This is a genomic window from Micromonospora sp. WMMD708 (assembly GCF_049315245.1).
In the GTDB taxonomy this organism is placed as follows: domain Bacteria; phylum Actinomycetota; class Actinomycetes; order Mycobacteriales; family Micromonosporaceae; genus Micromonospora; species Micromonospora wenchangensis.
This window is the reverse complement of sequence record NZ_CP186060.1, coordinates 3,850,445-3,865,632: the sequence shown is the minus strand read 5'-3', so window position 1 is coordinate 3,865,632 and position 15,188 is coordinate 3,850,445. Positions and strand designations below refer to the sequence as shown.

The following is a 15,188-nucleotide window of genomic DNA, read 5'->3' as shown; positions in this document are numbered from 1 at the left end:
CAGGGCGGGGCAGCCCTGGGCCGGACGCGTGGCGCGTCGTCGATCAGGCGATCTTGATGTCGCTGCACCACATGTAGGTCTGGTCGGCGTGCGACGCCTTCCAGATGAAGAACAGCACGTGGCTCCCGGAACGCGACGACGGGATCGAGACGTTGAACGAGATGTTCTGTGCCGGCGCGTACCGCCCGGTCGTGGTGATCAGGTCCAGGTTGCCCCACCCGACCCGCTGGGTGGCCGGGTTGAACCCCTGCTTGGTGACGTAGACCCGGAAGAAGTCCGCACCGTGGCTGGCCTGGTCGTACATCTGGACGGTGAGGTTGCGGCTGACGGTGGTCGCCTTCCACGCCCCGGGCGTGTTCAGCGAGTTGTTCCGGGACAGGGCGTTGCTGCACAGTTGCCCGTCCGGGGTGCTCGGCTGGTACTGGCCGGCGAGGCCGTCGCGCAACGCGCTCATCCAGTTCCACATGGTGTCCGGGTTGGCCTGCCATGCCTGCCAGCACATCGGGTCCTGCTGCTGCATCGCGGGGTTGGTGTGCTGGCTGCCCCACGTCTTCCAGCACTGGTACGCCCGGGTAGCCGGGTTGATGACCGTGCCGTGCGCCTGGGCGGGGCTCGTCATGGGCAGCGTACCGACCACCATGGCGAACATCAGGACGAGCGCCTGGAGGGACCGGCGGACGGTTGACCGGGGACGTCCGCCGGATTGGTCGGACTGGTGTGAACGCACTGTTCATCCTCCATTCGTCGGTACGAGACATCGGAAGGCGAATGCTCCCGAATCCACTGTGGCACCAATGACGCAAAATATCAATGTTGATCGATGTTTAGTCGGATTGGAGCGAGCTGTCGGATGTGGTCGAGCTGTCCGGGATCACCGGATCGACGACCGGCGTGGCGGGCCGAGGGCACGGCGTCACCGCGGGTCGGTGCGGGGTCCGGCGACGGGAACGGCCGCTACGACGCCGGGCGCGTCACAACTCGGCGGCGGCGTCGTAGCGGCGACGGAGGTCGGCCATCTCGGTCGCGCCGAGCGACTCCTGCTGCGCCATCGTCGCGTACGCGGGCGGGAACATCTCCCGGAGCCGGTCGACGAACCTGACCTCCGCCGTCGCCTCGACGACCCTGATGCCCGGGGGATCGGTGGACATGTCCATGATCAGCGGTCCGGCCAGCTTGACCGCCACGTCCCAGGGGCGCTTCTGCTCGGCGATCCCGCACAGGTGGAAGCCGTAGACCGTCCGGACGTCGGCGAACGTGGCGGCCCCGGCCGGCTCGTAGCCGTAGACGCGGACCCCGCAGATCACCGGCGGCTTCTCCGCGCCGGCACCCTGCTGGGCGTCGTGCCCGGCATGCTGGTGCTGGGCCGGGTCCGCCCGCTCCAGCGTGGTACGCATCCGGGCCGTGATCTGCGCCGGCAGGTCCGCCGGCTCCGCCCCCGTGCTGCTCCGGTTGGCCAGCACGACCGTGCCGACCGACACCACCAGCAGGACCACCGCCACCCACACCAGGCGGTGCCGGTACCACACGGAACTCTCTGGGGAACTCATCGCTTCACCTCGTCGCCGGTTCTGGTGCTGGCAGGCCGACCACGGCCCGGGGCGTCGGACACGCCGGTCGTCGGGGACACGTGCCAGGGGTGCGCATGGCAGGCGTTGATGCCCGCCCGGCAGGATGCCCGTCGTCAGGACGATGGCCCGGTGCGGTGACGTGCGGGCGTCCGCCAGGGTGGCGCGTTACCCGTACCGCGGTGCTCCCATGCTGGCCGTGCTCAGCACGGTTGCCCCCGTGCTGCGGCGATATGGACCATTCCAACACGTCTGGAGGTGCTCCGGCAACATTGACGGGCGTCAGTGGGGATGCGGCCCGATCGTCTCCGCAGGTGAGGACGCCGAATCGGTTTTCTCCCGGGCGCCCGGCAGTCGGCGTCCGGTCACGCCTGCCGCTCCGGCGGGGTGTCGACCCGATTACGGCACTTTTCGTAGCCGTAACATCACTCATTGCGATCATTGGTGACGATCGGTAGCGTGTTGACTGACGGCATCGAAGTCACGCGATGCGTTGTTGTGCAGGTCACGGCGGTGACCGGCCTGTCCTCTGTTGCCCCCCGGCTGTCGATTCGATTACCGACCGGCGCAGCCATGCCCGAGAACACCGCCGACAGTGATGGGGCGGTCATGACCACGTTGATCATCGGCAACAGCCGTACCCGGGAGATGGTGGGCGAGCTGACGGCCCTGACCCGCGACCAGCTCCGGGCCGGCGGATGCGCCGCACAGCGCCTGCTCTGGTACGCCCGCGACGGCGACGTGCTGGTGCTGCCGTTCGCCCCACCGGCGGACTACCTGACCTACGTCACCCAGCTGACCGGCACCGACGCGTCCTCGCTGAGCGTGGTGATCCCACCTCCCGGCAGCCTCGGCACGCACATCCTCACCCCCGACCGGCTCGCCGATCCACGGCTCCTGCACGACCTGCGCCGCGCCCTGCGCCACCGGCCGCCGACGGAGATCGTGGCCGTCTACAAGGACCTCGCCGTCACCCGACTCGCCCGGGCGTTGGCCGCCGAGACGGCCCTGCCCGGCTACCCGTTCAGCGCCCAGGGAGGCGACGCGCTGGTGAACAGCAAAGCCGGATTCCGGGCGCTGGCGGCCGGCGCCGGCGTGCCGATCGCCCCCGGCACCGTGGTAAACCGCCATGAGGAGGCACTCCAGGCGATCACCGACCTCTTCGACCAGGGCCACAGCGTGATGGTGAAGCTGGAGTACAACGGGGGCGGATTCGGCAACGAGATCCTCAGCCGCACCGAAGGCGTCGCGCCGGTCGGCGCGCCCCGGGTGGTGGTGCTGCCGGACCGTCCCGCGCTGCTGTCGTACGTGCAGCAGCGGTGGGAGTGGCTCACCGCCGCGGGTGCACACCGGTTCGTGGTCGAGCAGTTCGTCCCGGGCTGCGCCACCGTCTACGCCGAGTATCTCGTCACCGACAAGCCGGCCGAACTGATCGGCGTGGGTGAACTGCTGATGGAGCCGGTGGCGGTCGGCACCGTGTCCCCCGCGCAGATTCTCGACGCGCAGCAGAGGGCAGAATTGCTCGACGGTGCCGAACGCCTGGTCGAATCCCTCCGCGTGCTCGGCTACCGGGGGGTGGTCAGCGCCGACGCCATCCTCACCCCGCAGGGGCGCGTGCTGTTCACCGAGACCAACTGCCGTCTGACCGGCACCACCCACCTGCACCTGGTGCTCGACGGTCGCGTCGTCGACCCCGACCCACGCCGGGAGCGGGTCCTCCTGGAACGTGACGGGTGGGCCGTACCGTCGTTCACAGCCGCCGTCGGACGGCTCGCGGCGACAGGACTGGCCTGGGACCCGGGCAGCCGCACCGGGATCGTGGTCACCTCCGACGACGTCGAGGGGGACGGCACCGTCGTCTGCTGCGCCGTGGCCCCCGACCTCCCCGCAGCCCGGGAACTGCACCGCAGGCTCGGGGAACTCTTCGCGGACCGGCCGTCATGACCCGCGACACCCCGTCGCGACGGACCGGCCGCGACAGCCGGGTGCCGCCACCCGCCGGGCTGCCGTCCCCGGACCGGTGGTGATCGCGATGAGCCGGTGGATGCGGGCGGTGGTCCTGCACCGACCAGGAGCGTCCGACGCGCTGCGCGTCGAGCGGATACCCGAACCGTCACCCGGTCCCGGGGAGAGCCTCATCGACGTCACGCTGACCGGGGTCAACTTCGACGACCTGGAGCGCGCCGCCGGCGTACCACCGCAGCCGCCGCTGCCCGCGGTGCTCGGGGTGGAGGCGGTCGGGCGTCGACGGGCCGACGGCCGGCGGGTGGTCGCCCTGCTCCGCCAGGGGGGCGGCTACGCCGAGGTGGCGGCGGCCCGCGACGCGTACACCGTGGAGGTCCCGGCGGACATCGACGACGCCCAGGCCCTCGGCCTGTTCGAGCAGGGCGTCACCGCCCACGGCGCGCTGTACCTGGCCGGTCGGCTGCGCGCCGGTGAAAGCGTGGCGGTCTCCGCCGCGGCCGGGGGCGTCGGGCACCTCGCGGTGCAACTCGCCGTGGCAGCCGGGGCCGCGCCGGTGATCGGGCTGGCGTCGACCGCGGTGAAGCGGCAGTTCGTCACCCGGCTCGGTGTCGACGTGGCGCTGGACCCGGCTGATCCGGAGCTGGCCGACCGGCTGCGGACGGCGGCCGGCGGAACCGGCGTGGACCTCTTCGTCGACTCGGTCGGCGGGGCGGTGGCCCGGTCCGCCCTGGCCAGCCTGGCCCCGTTCGGACGGCTGGTCTGTCTGGGCTGGCGTCCCCCCGGACCACCCGGCAGCGACGGTGCCGCGGACCCGCGGACCCCCGCCGGGGTCGTCGCGGTGACCACCGCGCAGCTGGCCCAGGGGTCCATCGGGTGCGCAGGCTTCTGGATGCGACACGTGGTCGACGACCGCGCGCTGCTGCGTGCGACCGCCGAGCGGCTGTTCGACCTGGCGGCCCAGGGGCTGGTCACGGTGCACGTCGACCGGACCGTCGCCCTGCACGAGATCGGCCTCGCGCACGCTGCGGTCGCCACCCGCGCCACCACGGGCAAGGTCCTCATCGACGTACGCCGGGAGGCGTGATGTTCACCCGGTACTGCCGTTCCATGCTCTGCACCCCGGCGACCGCGACCGACCGGTACGCCAACTGCCACCTCTCGGCGGCCGACATCTGCCTGGTCGACCTGGAGGACTCGGTGCCGCCCCGGGCCAAGGCCGAGGCCCGATCCCGGGCCAGCGCGTTCTTCACCGACCAGAGCGCGGCCGGCCGTCGGTGCGCCGTCCGGATCAACGTGATCAGTGATCCGGACGGGGTGCGCGACCTGCTCGCCCTGCGCGACTACCCGGTACCGCCGCCCATCGTGCTGGTGCCGAAGGTCGAATCGCCACGCGACGTCGAGATCGTGGCGCGACTGCTCCGCCCGGTCCGCCCGGACCTCGACCTCTGCGTGGTCATCGAGACGCCGCGCGGGGTGGAGAACGCCGTGGCCATCGCGGCGGCGTCCCCCCGCCCCCGGGCACTGATCTTCGGATCCGCGGACTACGCCTCCGCCCTCGGCATCCCGCTGCGCTGGGGACCACTGGTACCGGCCCGTAGCCGGCTCGTGAACGCCGCCCGGGCCGCCGGGGTCGAGGCGATCGACTCGCCGACCTTCCACCTCCAGGATCTGTCCGTGCTGCGCCGGGAGGCCGTCCTGGCCCAGGACCTCGGGTTCAGCGGAAAGATCGCCCTGCATCCGCGCCAGGTGACCGTCATCAACGAGGTCTTCTCCCCGGACGCGGAATCGCTGGAGGCGGCCCGCCGGGTGGTGGCCGCAGGCCAGCGCAGCGGCCAGGGCATCACCACCGTCGACGGGGTGATGGTGGGGCGGCCCTTCTTCGAGGCGTCCCAGCGCCTGCTCGACGAGTTCGACCCGTCCGGCTGACCGTCGTTGCGACACCAGCCGTCAGATCATCGGCAGGGAGAGGAAAGTGACGAGCACCGAAGAGCGTCAGAGCATCGTCGGACCGCACCGCTACCGCAACGCCGAGAAGATGATCCGCACCGCCGACCCGGTCTGGCAGGCGGCGGCCGACCACGGCCTGACCGGGATCAGCGTCGACACACCCTCGGGTGACGCGAACAACCGGCTCGTCGACGGGGCGACGGGTCACGAGTTCGTCAACATGTGTTCCTGCGCGTACCTCGGGCTCAACCACCACCCGGCGGTGATCGAGGGAGCGATGTCGGCGCTGCGTGAGGCCGGCGCCACCTGGCTGGTCACCTCGACCACCCGGATCCGGCACCGGCTGCTGACCCGGCTGGAGGAGGAACTGGGCGACCTGTTCGGCGCCCGGGTGATCCCCGGCACCACCTGTAGCGCGCTCACCGCCGGGATCCTGCCCCTGGTCGCCTCCGGGCACCTCGCGTCCGGCGGTCCGCGGGTGATGGTCTTCGACCGGTTCTGCCACTTCTGCATGTCGTACGTCAAGCCGATCTGCGCCGAGGAGAGCCTGGTCCTCACCTGTGACCACAACGACCTCGACTATCTGGAGGACGTCTGCCGACGCTATCCGCGGGTGGCCTACGTGGCCGACGGTGCCTACTCGATGGGGGGCGCCGCCGCCCTGGACGGCCTGCTGGAACTCCAGGACAGGTACGGACTGTTCCTGTTCATCGACGACTCGCACTCGTTGTCGCTCATGGGCGAGCGTGGTGAGGGTTTTGTGCGGTCCCGCCTGACCATGAACCCGCTCACCGTCATCGTCACCAGCCTGGGCAAGGGCTTCGGCACCGGCGGCGGCGTGGCCATGCTCGGCGACCCGGCGATGCACGACTTCCTGGCCCGGCACGCCGGGCCGGTCGGCTGGTCGCAGAACGTGTCCCTGCCCCTGGTGGGAGCCTCTCTGGCGAGTGCCGCCATCCACCGTTCGCCCGAGTTGGGCCGGTTGCAGCGCAGGCTGCACGAGAACGTCGCCTACTTCGACGAGCTGCTGCCCACCCCGTTCGCCGGCAACGGCCTACCCGTACGCCGCATCACCGTCGGCGACGCCGACCGGGCGGTGCAGCTCTCCGCCGAGCTGTACCGGCGCGGCTTCTACAGTTCCGCGGTGTTCTTTCCGATCGTGCCGCAGGGGCAGGCCGGACTCCGGATCATGATCCGCGCGGACATCGACCGGGGGGTCCTGGCCACCTTCGCCGACCACGTGCGGGAGCTGACCGATGCGGCCTGAACCGCAGCGACGGCAGGCGACGGACCGCACCGGCCCGACCGGCTTCCGGCTGGTGGGGGAGAACCGGTACCGCGAGCAGGTCGGCTTCTACTACGACGAGATCGTGGTCGGCACGGTGATCGAGCACCGTCCCGGCCGAACCGTGACCGAGATGGACAACGTGCTGATGAGCATGTTGAGCATGAACGCCGCACCGCTGCACATCGATGCCGCGTACGCCGCGGCGGGCCGGTGGGGGCGGCCACTGGTCTCCAGCCTGGTGACTCTGAGCATCGTCGGCGGGATGACCGCCCGCAGCACCAGCGGCCGGACCACCGCGAACCTCGGCTGGGAACGGATCCACCTGCCCTGCCCGGTCTTCGTCGGCGACACCCTCTACGCCGAGAGCGAGGTGACCGGCAAACGGCTGTCCGCGAGCCGGCCGGGCGAGGGCATCGTGAGTTGCCGGACCACCGGACGCAAGGCCACCGGCGAGGTGGTCCTCACCTTCGAGCGCAGCTTCCTGGTGCCGACGGAGGATTCCCGCACCGACGACAGGACAGGATACTGACCGTGACCGCAGAACGGACCGTCACCACGCCGGCCCCGTCCCTCCCCGCGGCGTTCGGTGCGCCCGCAGTCAACTCGTGGGACGAGTTCACCGCGTTGCGTGAGATCGTCGTCGGGGACGCCACCCACGCCCGACTCCCGCAGCAGGACGACCCGTCGGCATGGCTGAGCTGCTTTCCCCAGCTCACCCGGGCCGAGCTGGGCAGAATCGCCGTGGGCGAGATGCCGGCGCAGGTCGTCGACGAGACCAACGAGGACCTGGCCGTGCTGTGCGCCAGCCTGCGCGGGCTGGGCGTCACCGTGCACCAACCCGCCGTGGTCGACCACCGCGTCGAGTTCGCCTCACCACACTGGCGCAGCGCCGGCTTCACCTCCTACTGCCCACGCGACCTCACCCTGGTGGTGGGATCCACCATCATCGAGACCGCCAGCCCGACGCGGTCCCGCTACTTCGAAGTGTTCGGGCTGCGTCCACTCTTCCAGGACTACCTGCGGCGCGGTGCCACCTGGCTGGCCGCGCCCCGCCCACGACTGACCGACGAGCTGTACCTGCTCGACCCGGACGGCCTGCCGGACCTGGGGGACAGCGAGCCGGTCTTCGACGCCGCCAACGTGCTCCGCCTCGGTCGCGACCTCTTCTACCAGGTGTCGCGCAGCGGCAACGAGCTCGGCCTGCGCTGGCTGGAATCGGTCGTCCGGCTACTGGGGGACATCCGGGTCCATCCGCTGCGCGGGATCTACGGCTACACCCATATCGACAGCACGATCGCCCTGCTGCGCCCCGGGCTGGTGCTGCTCAACCCGGGTCGGATCACGCCGGACGGGATACCGGCCCCGCTACGGGGCTGGGACGTGCTGTGGTGCCCGCCGCTGCGTCGCCCCGCAGCGGGACCGCCCACCCTCAGCGAACACTGGATCAGCATGAACCTGCTGATGGTCGACGAGGAACACGCCATCGTCGACGCCGAGCAGCCGGACCTGATCGCCGCACTCGAACGGCGCGGGATCACCGTGCTTCCGCACCGGCTGCGCCACGCGCAGCTGCTCGGCGGCGGTTTCCACTGCGTCACCCTGGACACCGTCCGGGCCGGCGGTCCGGAGAACTACCTGGACTGACCGCCCGGCCTCCTGTTCCAGGCCGGCCGGCGTCACCGCCGGGCCGTATGGTCGCCGTCGGTCCGGCGGACGCCCGTCATCCGGCACAGCGCGGCGAAACCGTCCTGTGTACCCGGCCAGTGCCGGCGCACCGCCCCGACACCCGCCCGGCGGACCACCGACCGCAGCACCGCGACGACGAGGATCGCGTCGTCGGCGTACCCGAGCACCGGGACGAAGTCCGGGATCAGGTCGACCGGGATCACCAGGTACGCCAGCAGCAGGCCCAGGCGTACCCGGACGCCGCGGGGCAGGGTGGCGTCACCGGCCAGCCGCCGCAGCAGCCGTACCAGGTCGGGCAGGATCCGCAGCGCCTCGGCCAGCAACGGCCCCCGCGGTCGTACGATCAGCAGACCGACCAGCAACGCCACCCACGAGACCGCCACCGCGACCGCGCCGCCGACCAGGATGTCCGTGACCATCCGCGCCGCCCCCCTCCGCCGTACTCCGTGCGGCCCGGGCATCGTCGCAGAGTCCCGCCGGGCCCGCCGGTCGACGCCACACCGGTGACGGGACCGGTCGACACCCGGGGAGGGCCACCGCGATGGACGAGGCGATCCCGACCGGCAGCGACCGGACGATCCTGATCGCCGTCCGGGGTAACTCGGGCGCGGGCAAGAGCAGCATCGCCCGGCAGTTGCGGTTGCGGCACGGTCGCGGCTGTGCCCTGGTCGAGCAGGACTACCTGCGTCGGGTCGTGTTACGGGAACGGGACAGACCGGGTGGGCTCGCGCCCACCCTGATCGGGCAGACGGTCCGGCTGGCCCTCGACCACGGCTACCACGTGATCCTCGAAGGAATCCTCCACACCGCCCGGTACCGGCGGATGCTCACCGCGTTGCGCGACGGCCACCGGGGCAGGACGGTGTTCGTCTATCTCGACGTGTCGTTGCCCGAGACCCTGCGACGACACGCGACCCGGCCGCAGGCCACGGAGTTCACCGCGGATGACATGCGGGGCTGGTACGCCCCGCGTGACCTGCTCGGGTACGACGACGAGATGGTCCTGCCCGAGACGACCCCGCTTCAGGAGGCGGTCCGGCGGATCGCCGCCACCGCCGGCCTGCCCCTGACCGGGAGCGACGCCGATTTCCTCCCGGTGCGGCCCTGAGCACCCACCGTCCCCGTCCACGCGCTGCTCCTAGGCTGGTCGGGTGCGCGAGGACGAACTACGGGACCTGGTCCGGGGCAGCGGGTGGTTGATGCGGGCCCTGGGGGTGGTCCGGGACACCGGCCTGCCGGACGCGTGGATCGGGGCGGGGGTCGTGCGGGACCTGGTCTGGGGCCGACGCTACGGCGACGGCTTCGACCCGTCGGCGGTCCGGGACGTCGACGTCGTCTTCCTCGACCCGACGGACCTGACCCGCGCCAACGACGACCGGGCCACCGCGCGACTGGCGACGGCCTGGCCGCAGCCGCCGTGGGAGGCGAAGAACCAGGCCGCCGTGCACACCTGGTACCCGGCGACGTTCGGCGGCGACCCGGTGGCCCCGCTGCGGACGATTGCCGAGGCGGTCGCCACCTGGCCCGAGTACGCCACCGCCGTCGCGGTACGCCTGCACGCCGACGACACGATCGCCGTCTGCGCGCCGTACGGCCTGGACGACCTGCTCGACGGGGTGTGGCGGCACAACCCGACCCGGGCCGGCCGCGAGGTGTCCCGACGTCGGCTCGCCCGCCAGCGCCCGGCGGCACGCTGGCCCGGCGTACGGGTGGTCGACCCGGCCGCCGACGACAGGTGAACGGGTCGCGGAGGGTGCCTGTCCCTCCCCGCCGTCGTGGATCCGCACCCGGTGGTGTGCGAACCGACCCGGGGAAACGTCGGGGTGCCTGGGTACGATGCCCGGCGTGCCTCTCCCCGCAGACCTGCTTGACCTGCTGAAAGACCCGTCGTTCTGGTCGGCCTACGACCGCACCGACGGCGACTACGGTGATGACGACGACGAGCGCTGGGAGGACCACCCCGGGTGGACGCTGACCGCCGACGTCGGCGACGGTCACACCCTCGTCCTGGAGATCGACATCGATCTCGGCATGCTCAACCTCGGGGTGTGCCCGCCCGGCGTGACCGAGCCGCTGCAACTCGGCTGGGACGACGACGCGCACCCCTTCCCGCACGCCCTGCGCTGGGACGAACTCGACCTGATCGCCCGGGCCGTCGCCCTGCGGGACCCGGACCTGCCGCATCCCGGCCCGCTGCTGGCGCTGGCCAGCCGGTTCGTGCTGCTCGGCGAGCACGACGACCTCGACGCGGTCACCCCGCTGCTGGCCGCCGCCTTCGGGACCGGCCCCGACGACGCCGCCCACTGGCCGACGGTCCGCTCCTGGCTGTACCGGTGCGACGGGCGCGGCAGGGGCGTCACCTGGCAGCGCGACGACGCCGGGAACTGGACCGTCGACCAGGACGAGGAGCAGGGCGGCGACTTCACGCTCTACAGCCTGCGCGGACCGGGGTCGGAGTTCCCGTTCGACGCCTGGCGTGACCTGCTGGCCGCCGCCGGGCGTACCGTCGCCGACGCCGTGCCCGCGGCGGCGCGGGACGCCCTCGGTGACCTGCCGGCCCGGGCCGTCGCCGACCGCGACCTGAGCCTGGCCGCGCAGACCGGCCGGACGCTCGCCGCCGCCGGCGTCGGACATCCGGTGCTCCTGCGCGGACTCGCCGAACCCGCGCACCCCGCCGAGGTCTGCTGGATCCTCGAAACGGTCACCGGCGCGGCGCGGGGCTCCCTCGTCGCCAGGTGGTTCGGCCCGAGCGCGCTGCACGCGGCCCGCCGCCACCGGCTGAGCCTGCACCTGGCGGTCGACGGACGGCCCGACCCGCGCGGGTACGCCACGACGGTGACCCGCGACCTCGACCGGGCGCTGCGCGACCGGGGGCTGGGCCACGCCGAGCAGAGCGGGAGCAGCATGCGCCGGGACACCTCCGGCGGCTACGTCACCCACGCGGTCAGCGTGGACATCGCGGTCTTCGACGATCTCGCCGCCGGCACCGACCTCGTCCGGCACACGCTGCTGCGGCACGATCCGGCGCCGGAGACCGTGCTGCGCCACCACGGGGGCACCGACGCCGTGGTGGCGCTGCGGTGACCACGGCGGGTCGGTAAACGGCCGATCCGTCGCCCGCCGAGCGGCACTATGCTGCGACCAGTCCCCGTCGAGCAGGGAGATGACGTGTCGCGTCGTACCGGAAGGCCCTCGTATCTGCTGGCCGCCTCGCCACCCCCACGCCGCCGGCTGTCCCGGCTCGCTGTCGTCGTCGCGATCGGCCTCGTCATCGCGCTCGTCGGCGGCGGCATCGGCTATGCGGTCGGTCGACCGGACGCCACCGAGTCGACCATCGCCGACCTGCGCCGGGCCGAGGCGAAGCGGGACGCCCAGCAGATAACCGAGCTGACGGCCACCGCCCGACGCCTCCGCGACGAGATCACCCCAGTGCTCGACGCCCTGCGGGCCGGGCCGACCGCCGACCCGCAGCAGGCACGCCAGTGGCAGCAGACCCTGCAGCGGGCGGCGGAGCCGTTCGCCAACCCGCCGTCGGGCAGCACGGCGACCAACGTGGCGCGCGGTGGCCTGCGCGCCGCCGTGGAGCAGACGTCCCTGGCCGTCGAGTCGTACCTCCTCGCGGTCACCGGGCCACCCGCGCAGCGGGCGGCGCTGACGGCACTGGCGAAACGGCAGGCGGAGCAGGCCGCCGCCGCCTGGTCCGTCGCCGCCACCCAGCTCGATCAGGTCAACGTCGACGCCGGTCACGGCCACCAGCACGTCTATCTGGACGGCGACCAGCACGACGGCGCGGAGGAGGGCACCGGCGGGTGACCGGGGTGACGCAACTGCTCGCCGAACGGTTGCTCCGGGCCGGGATCGGTGACGTCGTCACCGTCGAGCCGGTGAGCGGTGGCCTCGCCGCGCTCGCCGGGATCGCCCACCGCAGGGACGCGCCGCCGATCTTCGTCAAGACCGTCGCCGAACCGCCCGCCGGCGACGCCTTCGCCGCGGAGGCCGAAGGGCTGACGGCCCTACGGGAGCAGGGCGGGCTGGCCACCCCCGACGTGCTCGTGGCGAACCACGAACTGCTGGTGCTGTCACTGCTGTCGCCGAGGCCGTCGGACGGGGCGTTCTGGGAGCGGTTCGCGCACGCGCTGGCCCACCTGCACACCGGCACCGTCCACCCCCGCTTCGGCTGGCACCGGGACAACTGGTTGGGGCGTCGCCGGCAGGTCAACACCTGGGCCGACGACGGCTTCGCCTTCTTCGCCGAGCACCGCCTGCTGCGCTGGCTGCGCGAGCCGAGGGTGCGGGCCGCGCTCGACGCCGCCGACCGGGCCGCGGTGGAACGGCTGTGTGCCCGGCTGCCCGAGCTGCTGCCGGAGCGGCCGGCGTGCCTGACGCACGGCGACCTGTGGTCGCAGAACGTGCTGTCCACCGGGGACGGACGGGCGGCGTTGATCGATCCGGCGGTGTCGTACCTGTGGGCCGAGGTGGACCTGGCGCACCTGTGGACCACGGCGGCGCCACCGGAGTCGGGTCGGTTCTTCGCCGTCTACGCCGAGCTGACCGGCCTCGACGCCGGCTGGCGGGACCGTGCGCCGATCATCCAGCTGCGGCAGCACCTGGCGGTACTGGCCCAGTTCGACGACGACTGGGGTGCCGCCGACACGGTCCGGGCCACCCTGGCCCCGTTCCGGTCGCGGGCCTGACCGACCCGGGGGTCGGTATCGCCGGTCACGGCTGCGGCACCCCGGGCGGCTGCCGGTCCGGCCAGAACGGCCATTCCTCGAACGACCGGCACCTGCCGTCGTCGGCGAAGCGCATCACCCACAGGTCGCGGTACTCCTGCGTGACCGGGTCGCCGTAGTGCACCTCGTGGCGGGACACGGCGGTGTCGCCGTCGACCGCGACGACCGTGCCGGTCATCCGGAAGACCTCGTCGGGGCCGTCGCGCTGGTCCTCCCACATCCGGGCGATGGCCGGCAGACCCACCACGGGGGTCAGGTAGGGCCCCTGCTGGTAGCTCGCGTCCTCGGTGAAGAGCGTGACCAGGGTGTCCGTGCCCGGCGTGCGCCAGGCCCGCTCGTAGCCGACGAGCCAGTCGTCGACGTGCTTCCTGTCCATGCGTCCCACCCTGCCATCCGACCGGTCCCCGTACCCGGGTTGCCCGCGCTCCGGGTGTCCGGGGGCGGGCCGATCCCCGGAACCGGCCCGCGACCAGCTCGCCGCCTTCCAGGCCGGCACCGACGCCGCCCCGGACCCACGGACACCGCACCGGGACGGCTGACCGGGGCCTAGCTACGCGCGTCGACGTCGCGTTGCAGGCGGTATCCTCATCCATTCTCGTCGATCGGCGAGGTGTTTCGTTCCGCTCCGCACACCCTTCGGAGGCACGATGAGGTTCCGCATCGCCCGTACGCTCGGCGCACTCACGCTCGTGCTGGGAGCCCTCGCCGTACCGGCGGCCCCGGCCGCCGCGCACGGCACCGCCGACGCGATCGCGGTGTACCCGCCGATCCAGGGCTCGTCCACCTGGAACAGGTTCGGCGGGTCCGGGCCGGCCAACCACCACATCGTGTTCGGCAACTGGGGTTACACCAACGACTGGGCGGTCGACATCTACCGCAACCCGGGGGCCACCGTCGTGTCCCCGTTCGGCACCAAGACGGCGGCCGGGCACCCGGTCGCGGTCACCGTGGTCACGGTCCGGCCGGGCTGCGCGACCGGCAACCTCGCCGACGGCGGCTACCGGATCGGGCTGGAGGCCCGCGACACCACGACCGGCGGGGTCGTCGGCCGGGCGGACGTGATGCACGTGAACAACAAGCCCGGCGGCGTGGTCGTCGGCGCTTCGGTCGGCCCGTGGACCAAGCTCGGTGAGACCGGCCGGTTCCGGTACTCCAGCTGCTACCAGGTCAACGGGGACAGCGGCGCGCACATCCACCTCGAGGTGATCAACCAGCACCGGTACTCCTGCTACGTCAACCGTGCCGCCGACACCGCCCTGACCGACCTGACCGTGGTCGGCCGGATCGGCGTCCACTACTCCGGCCAGCGCGCCGCCTGCTGACGACCTCCGGTGGTGCGACGTCCGCTCCGGCCCCGACGGTCGGCGTCGCGCCCGCCCGCGGGGGCCGGGTCCGTGCCGGACGCTGTCGGTTGGCCGGCAGTGTCCGGGCACGGACAGTGGCCGCCAGGTGACGCCATGTCCCAACCATGATGGGTCACGTCGACGTGCCGTCGCGACAGGCCGGCGGACGGGACACCCCGGTCAGGAGGATGGGCATGCCGTTCGAGGTCGACTTCAACTGGGCATCGCAGGCCGTCATCGAGACGGTGGCCGTACCGTTCCCGTCCCTGGAGACACCACCCGGCGTGGTCGTCGCCGACCCCGCGGTCCCGCAGCTGGCGTTCCAGCACTCCGGCCCCGTGACGGTCACGATGCTCGGCAGCGGCCGGTGGAACCGCGACACCAGCTACCGGTTCAACGCCGGCTGCAACCAGGAACCGCACCACGCGGCGGCGATCGGTGAGGTCGGGGTGCTCGCCGCCGCGGAGGCGCAGCGGTTGGAGGACTGGTTCCTCCAGCGGTATCCGAACTCCAACCCGGTGGTGCTCAAGAACGGCGGGAAGTGGAACCTCGTCCTCACCCGAAACGGTGCGGTCTTCAACTTCCACGTCGGCGTCCACGACTGACACCTCCCGTACGGGCGCGGGGCACCCCGGCCGCCCCGCGCGGGCCGCCCGGGGCC

Annotated in this window: 18 protein-coding genes; 13 read left to right on the top strand and 5 right to left on the bottom strand. The window is 72.3% G+C overall.

All coding sequences use genetic code 11. From position 1 onward, the window contains the following. Window positions 1–43: 43 nt before the first annotated feature. From ACN260_RS17155 to ACN260_RS17145, 3 genes are all read right to left on the bottom strand, one after another. On the bottom strand, window positions 44–619 hold the full coding sequence (locus ACN260_RS17155; RefSeq protein WP_422752069.1) for a lytic polysaccharide monooxygenase: 576 nt from the start codon (window positions 617–619) through the stop codon (window positions 44–46). A gap of 352 nt (window positions 620–971) precedes the next feature. After that, a complete protein-coding gene (locus ACN260_RS17150; RefSeq protein ID WP_422752068.1) occupies window positions 972–1,547 on the bottom strand; it encodes a hypothetical protein in 576 nt (191 codons plus the stop codon). 443 nt (window positions 1,548–1,990) lie between these two features. After that, a complete protein-coding gene (locus ACN260_RS17145) occupies window positions 1,991–2,191 on the bottom strand; it encodes a hypothetical protein (protein WP_422752067.1) in 201 nt (66 codons plus the stop codon). Between ACN260_RS17145 and ACN260_RS17140 the strand changes: the two genes are divergently transcribed. From ACN260_RS17140 to ACN260_RS17115, 6 genes are all read left to right on the top strand, one after another. Next, window positions 2,175–3,509, top strand: coding sequence for a peptide ligase PGM1-related protein (locus ACN260_RS17140; RefSeq protein ID WP_422752066.1), 1,335 nt, complete (start codon window positions 2,175–2,177; stop codon window positions 3,507–3,509). The genes ACN260_RS17145 and ACN260_RS17140 overlap by 17 nt on opposite strands. A gap of 100 nt (window positions 3,510–3,609) precedes the next feature. Next, a complete protein-coding gene (locus ACN260_RS17135) occupies window positions 3,610–4,614 on the top strand; it encodes a quinone oxidoreductase family protein (RefSeq protein WP_422756739.1) in 1,005 nt (334 codons plus the stop codon). After that, window positions 4,614–5,456: an HpcH/HpaI aldolase/citrate lyase family protein gene (locus tag ACN260_RS17130; protein WP_422752065.1), complete on the top strand. Its 843-nt coding sequence runs from the start codon at window positions 4,614–4,616 to the stop codon at window positions 5,454–5,456. The genes ACN260_RS17135 and ACN260_RS17130 overlap by 1 nt, the downstream gene beginning before the upstream one ends. 46 nt (window positions 5,457–5,502) lie before the next feature. Beyond that, window positions 5,503–6,744 carry an aminotransferase class I/II-fold pyridoxal phosphate-dependent enzyme gene (locus ACN260_RS17125; protein WP_422752064.1) on the top strand — a complete coding sequence of 414 codons (1,242 nt, stop codon included), beginning with the start codon at window positions 5,503–5,505 and terminating at the stop codon, window positions 6,742–6,744. Continuing rightward, window positions 6,734–7,294 carry a MaoC family dehydratase gene (locus ACN260_RS17120; protein ID WP_422752063.1) on the top strand — a complete coding sequence of 187 codons (561 nt, stop codon included), beginning with the start codon at window positions 6,734–6,736 and terminating at the stop codon, window positions 7,292–7,294. The genes ACN260_RS17125 and ACN260_RS17120 overlap by 11 nt, the downstream gene beginning before the upstream one ends. Before the next feature lie 2 nt (window positions 7,295–7,296). Further along, window positions 7,297–8,409: a scyllo-inosamine-4-phosphate amidinotransferase gene (locus tag ACN260_RS17115; RefSeq protein WP_422752062.1), complete on the top strand. Its 1,113-nt coding sequence runs from the start codon at window positions 7,297–7,299 to the stop codon at window positions 8,407–8,409. A 32-nt stretch (window positions 8,410–8,441) separates the two neighbouring features. On the opposite strand, the gene ACN260_RS17110 is transcribed toward ACN260_RS17115, so the two are convergent. Next, on the bottom strand, window positions 8,442–8,870 hold the full coding sequence (locus ACN260_RS17110) for a YkvA family protein (RefSeq protein ID WP_422752061.1): 429 nt from the start codon (window positions 8,868–8,870) through the stop codon (window positions 8,442–8,444). Between the two features lie 122 nt (window positions 8,871–8,992). Between ACN260_RS17110 and ACN260_RS17105 the strand changes: the two genes are divergently transcribed. The 5 genes from ACN260_RS17105 (at window position 8,993) to ACN260_RS17085 (ending at window position 13,145) form a co-directional block, all read left to right on the top strand. Beyond that, entirely contained in the window at window positions 8,993–9,559 is a 567-nt protein-coding gene (locus ACN260_RS17105; RefSeq protein WP_422752060.1) for a kinase, read from the top strand. A 43-nt stretch (window positions 9,560–9,602) separates the two neighbouring features. Further along, window positions 9,603–10,190, top strand: a complete 588-nt coding sequence (locus ACN260_RS17100; protein WP_422752059.1) for a nucleotidyltransferase family protein — start codon at window positions 9,603–9,605, stop codon at window positions 10,188–10,190. A 106-nt stretch (window positions 10,191–10,296) separates the two neighbouring features. Beyond that, window positions 10,297–11,535, top strand: a complete 1,239-nt coding sequence (locus ACN260_RS17095; RefSeq protein ID WP_422752058.1) for a hypothetical protein — start codon at window positions 10,297–10,299, stop codon at window positions 11,533–11,535. Between the two features lie 84 nt (window positions 11,536–11,619). Further along, window positions 11,620–12,264, top strand: coding sequence for a hypothetical protein (locus tag ACN260_RS17090; RefSeq protein WP_422752057.1), 645 nt, complete (start codon window positions 11,620–11,622; stop codon window positions 12,262–12,264). Then, window positions 12,261–13,145, top strand: a complete 885-nt coding sequence (locus tag ACN260_RS17085) for a fructosamine kinase family protein (protein WP_422752056.1) — start codon at window positions 12,261–12,263, stop codon at window positions 13,143–13,145. Before ACN260_RS17090 ends, ACN260_RS17085 begins: the two co-directional genes overlap by 4 nt. Before the next feature lie 25 nt (window positions 13,146–13,170). Here ACN260_RS17085 and ACN260_RS17080 read toward each other — a convergent pair whose 3' ends face one another. Further along, the gene (locus ACN260_RS17080) at window positions 13,171–13,560 is read right to left on the bottom strand and encodes a YybH family protein (protein WP_422752055.1); all 390 of its coding nucleotides are present in this window, start codon (window positions 13,558–13,560) and stop codon (window positions 13,171–13,173) included. Between the two features lie 271 nt (window positions 13,561–13,831). Here ACN260_RS17080 and ACN260_RS17075 point away from each other — a divergent pair, with 271 nt between their 5' ends. Together ACN260_RS17075 and ACN260_RS17070 are read left to right on the top strand one after the other, a co-directional pair. Then, the gene (locus ACN260_RS17075) at window positions 13,832–14,506 is read left to right on the top strand and encodes a hypothetical protein (RefSeq protein WP_422752054.1); all 675 of its coding nucleotides are present in this window, start codon (window positions 13,832–13,834) and stop codon (window positions 14,504–14,506) included. A 215-nt stretch (window positions 14,507–14,721) separates the two neighbouring features. Then, the gene (locus ACN260_RS17070; protein WP_422752053.1) at window positions 14,722–15,132 is read left to right on the top strand and encodes a hypothetical protein; all 411 of its coding nucleotides are present in this window, start codon (window positions 14,722–14,724) and stop codon (window positions 15,130–15,132) included. The last annotated feature ends 56 nt before the right edge of the window (window positions 15,133–15,188 follow it).

Bases quoted from the DNA above. Each gene is read 5' to 3' on its own strand.
- ACN260_RS17155 (WP_422752069.1), bottom strand. From the start codon at position 619: ATGACGAGCCCCGCCCAGGCGCACGGCACGGTCATCAACCCGGCTACC.
- ACN260_RS17150 (WP_422752068.1), bottom strand. From the start codon at position 1,547: ATGAGTTCCCCAGAGAGTTCCGTGTGGTACCGGCACCGCCTGGTGTGG.
- ACN260_RS17140 (WP_422752066.1), top strand. From the start codon at position 2,175: ATGACCACGTTGATCATCGGCAACAGCCGTACCCGGGAGATGGTGGGC.
- ACN260_RS17145 (WP_422752067.1), bottom strand. From the start codon at position 2,191: ATGATCAACGTGGTCATGACCGCCCCATCACTGTCGGCGGTGTTCTCG.
- ACN260_RS17135 (WP_422756739.1), top strand. From the start codon at position 3,610: ATGCGGGCGGTGGTCCTGCACCGACCAGGAGCGTCCGACGCGCTGCGC.
- ACN260_RS17130 (WP_422752065.1), top strand. From the start codon at position 4,614: ATGTTCACCCGGTACTGCCGTTCCATGCTCTGCACCCCGGCGACCGCG.
- ACN260_RS17120 (WP_422752063.1), top strand. From the start codon at position 6,734: ATGCGGCCTGAACCGCAGCGACGGCAGGCGACGGACCGCACCGGCCCG.
- ACN260_RS17110 (WP_422752061.1), bottom strand. From the start codon at position 8,870: ATGGTCACGGACATCCTGGTCGGCGGCGCGGTCGCGGTGGCGGTCTCG.
- ACN260_RS17105 (WP_422752060.1), top strand. From the start codon at position 8,993: ATGGACGAGGCGATCCCGACCGGCAGCGACCGGACGATCCTGATCGCC.
- ACN260_RS17080 (WP_422752055.1), bottom strand. From the start codon at position 13,560: ATGGACAGGAAGCACGTCGACGACTGGCTCGTCGGCTACGAGCGGGCC.
- ACN260_RS17075 (WP_422752054.1), top strand. From the start codon at position 13,832: ATGAGGTTCCGCATCGCCCGTACGCTCGGCGCACTCACGCTCGTGCTG.
- ACN260_RS17070 (WP_422752053.1), top strand. From the start codon at position 14,722: ATGCCGTTCGAGGTCGACTTCAACTGGGCATCGCAGGCCGTCATCGAG.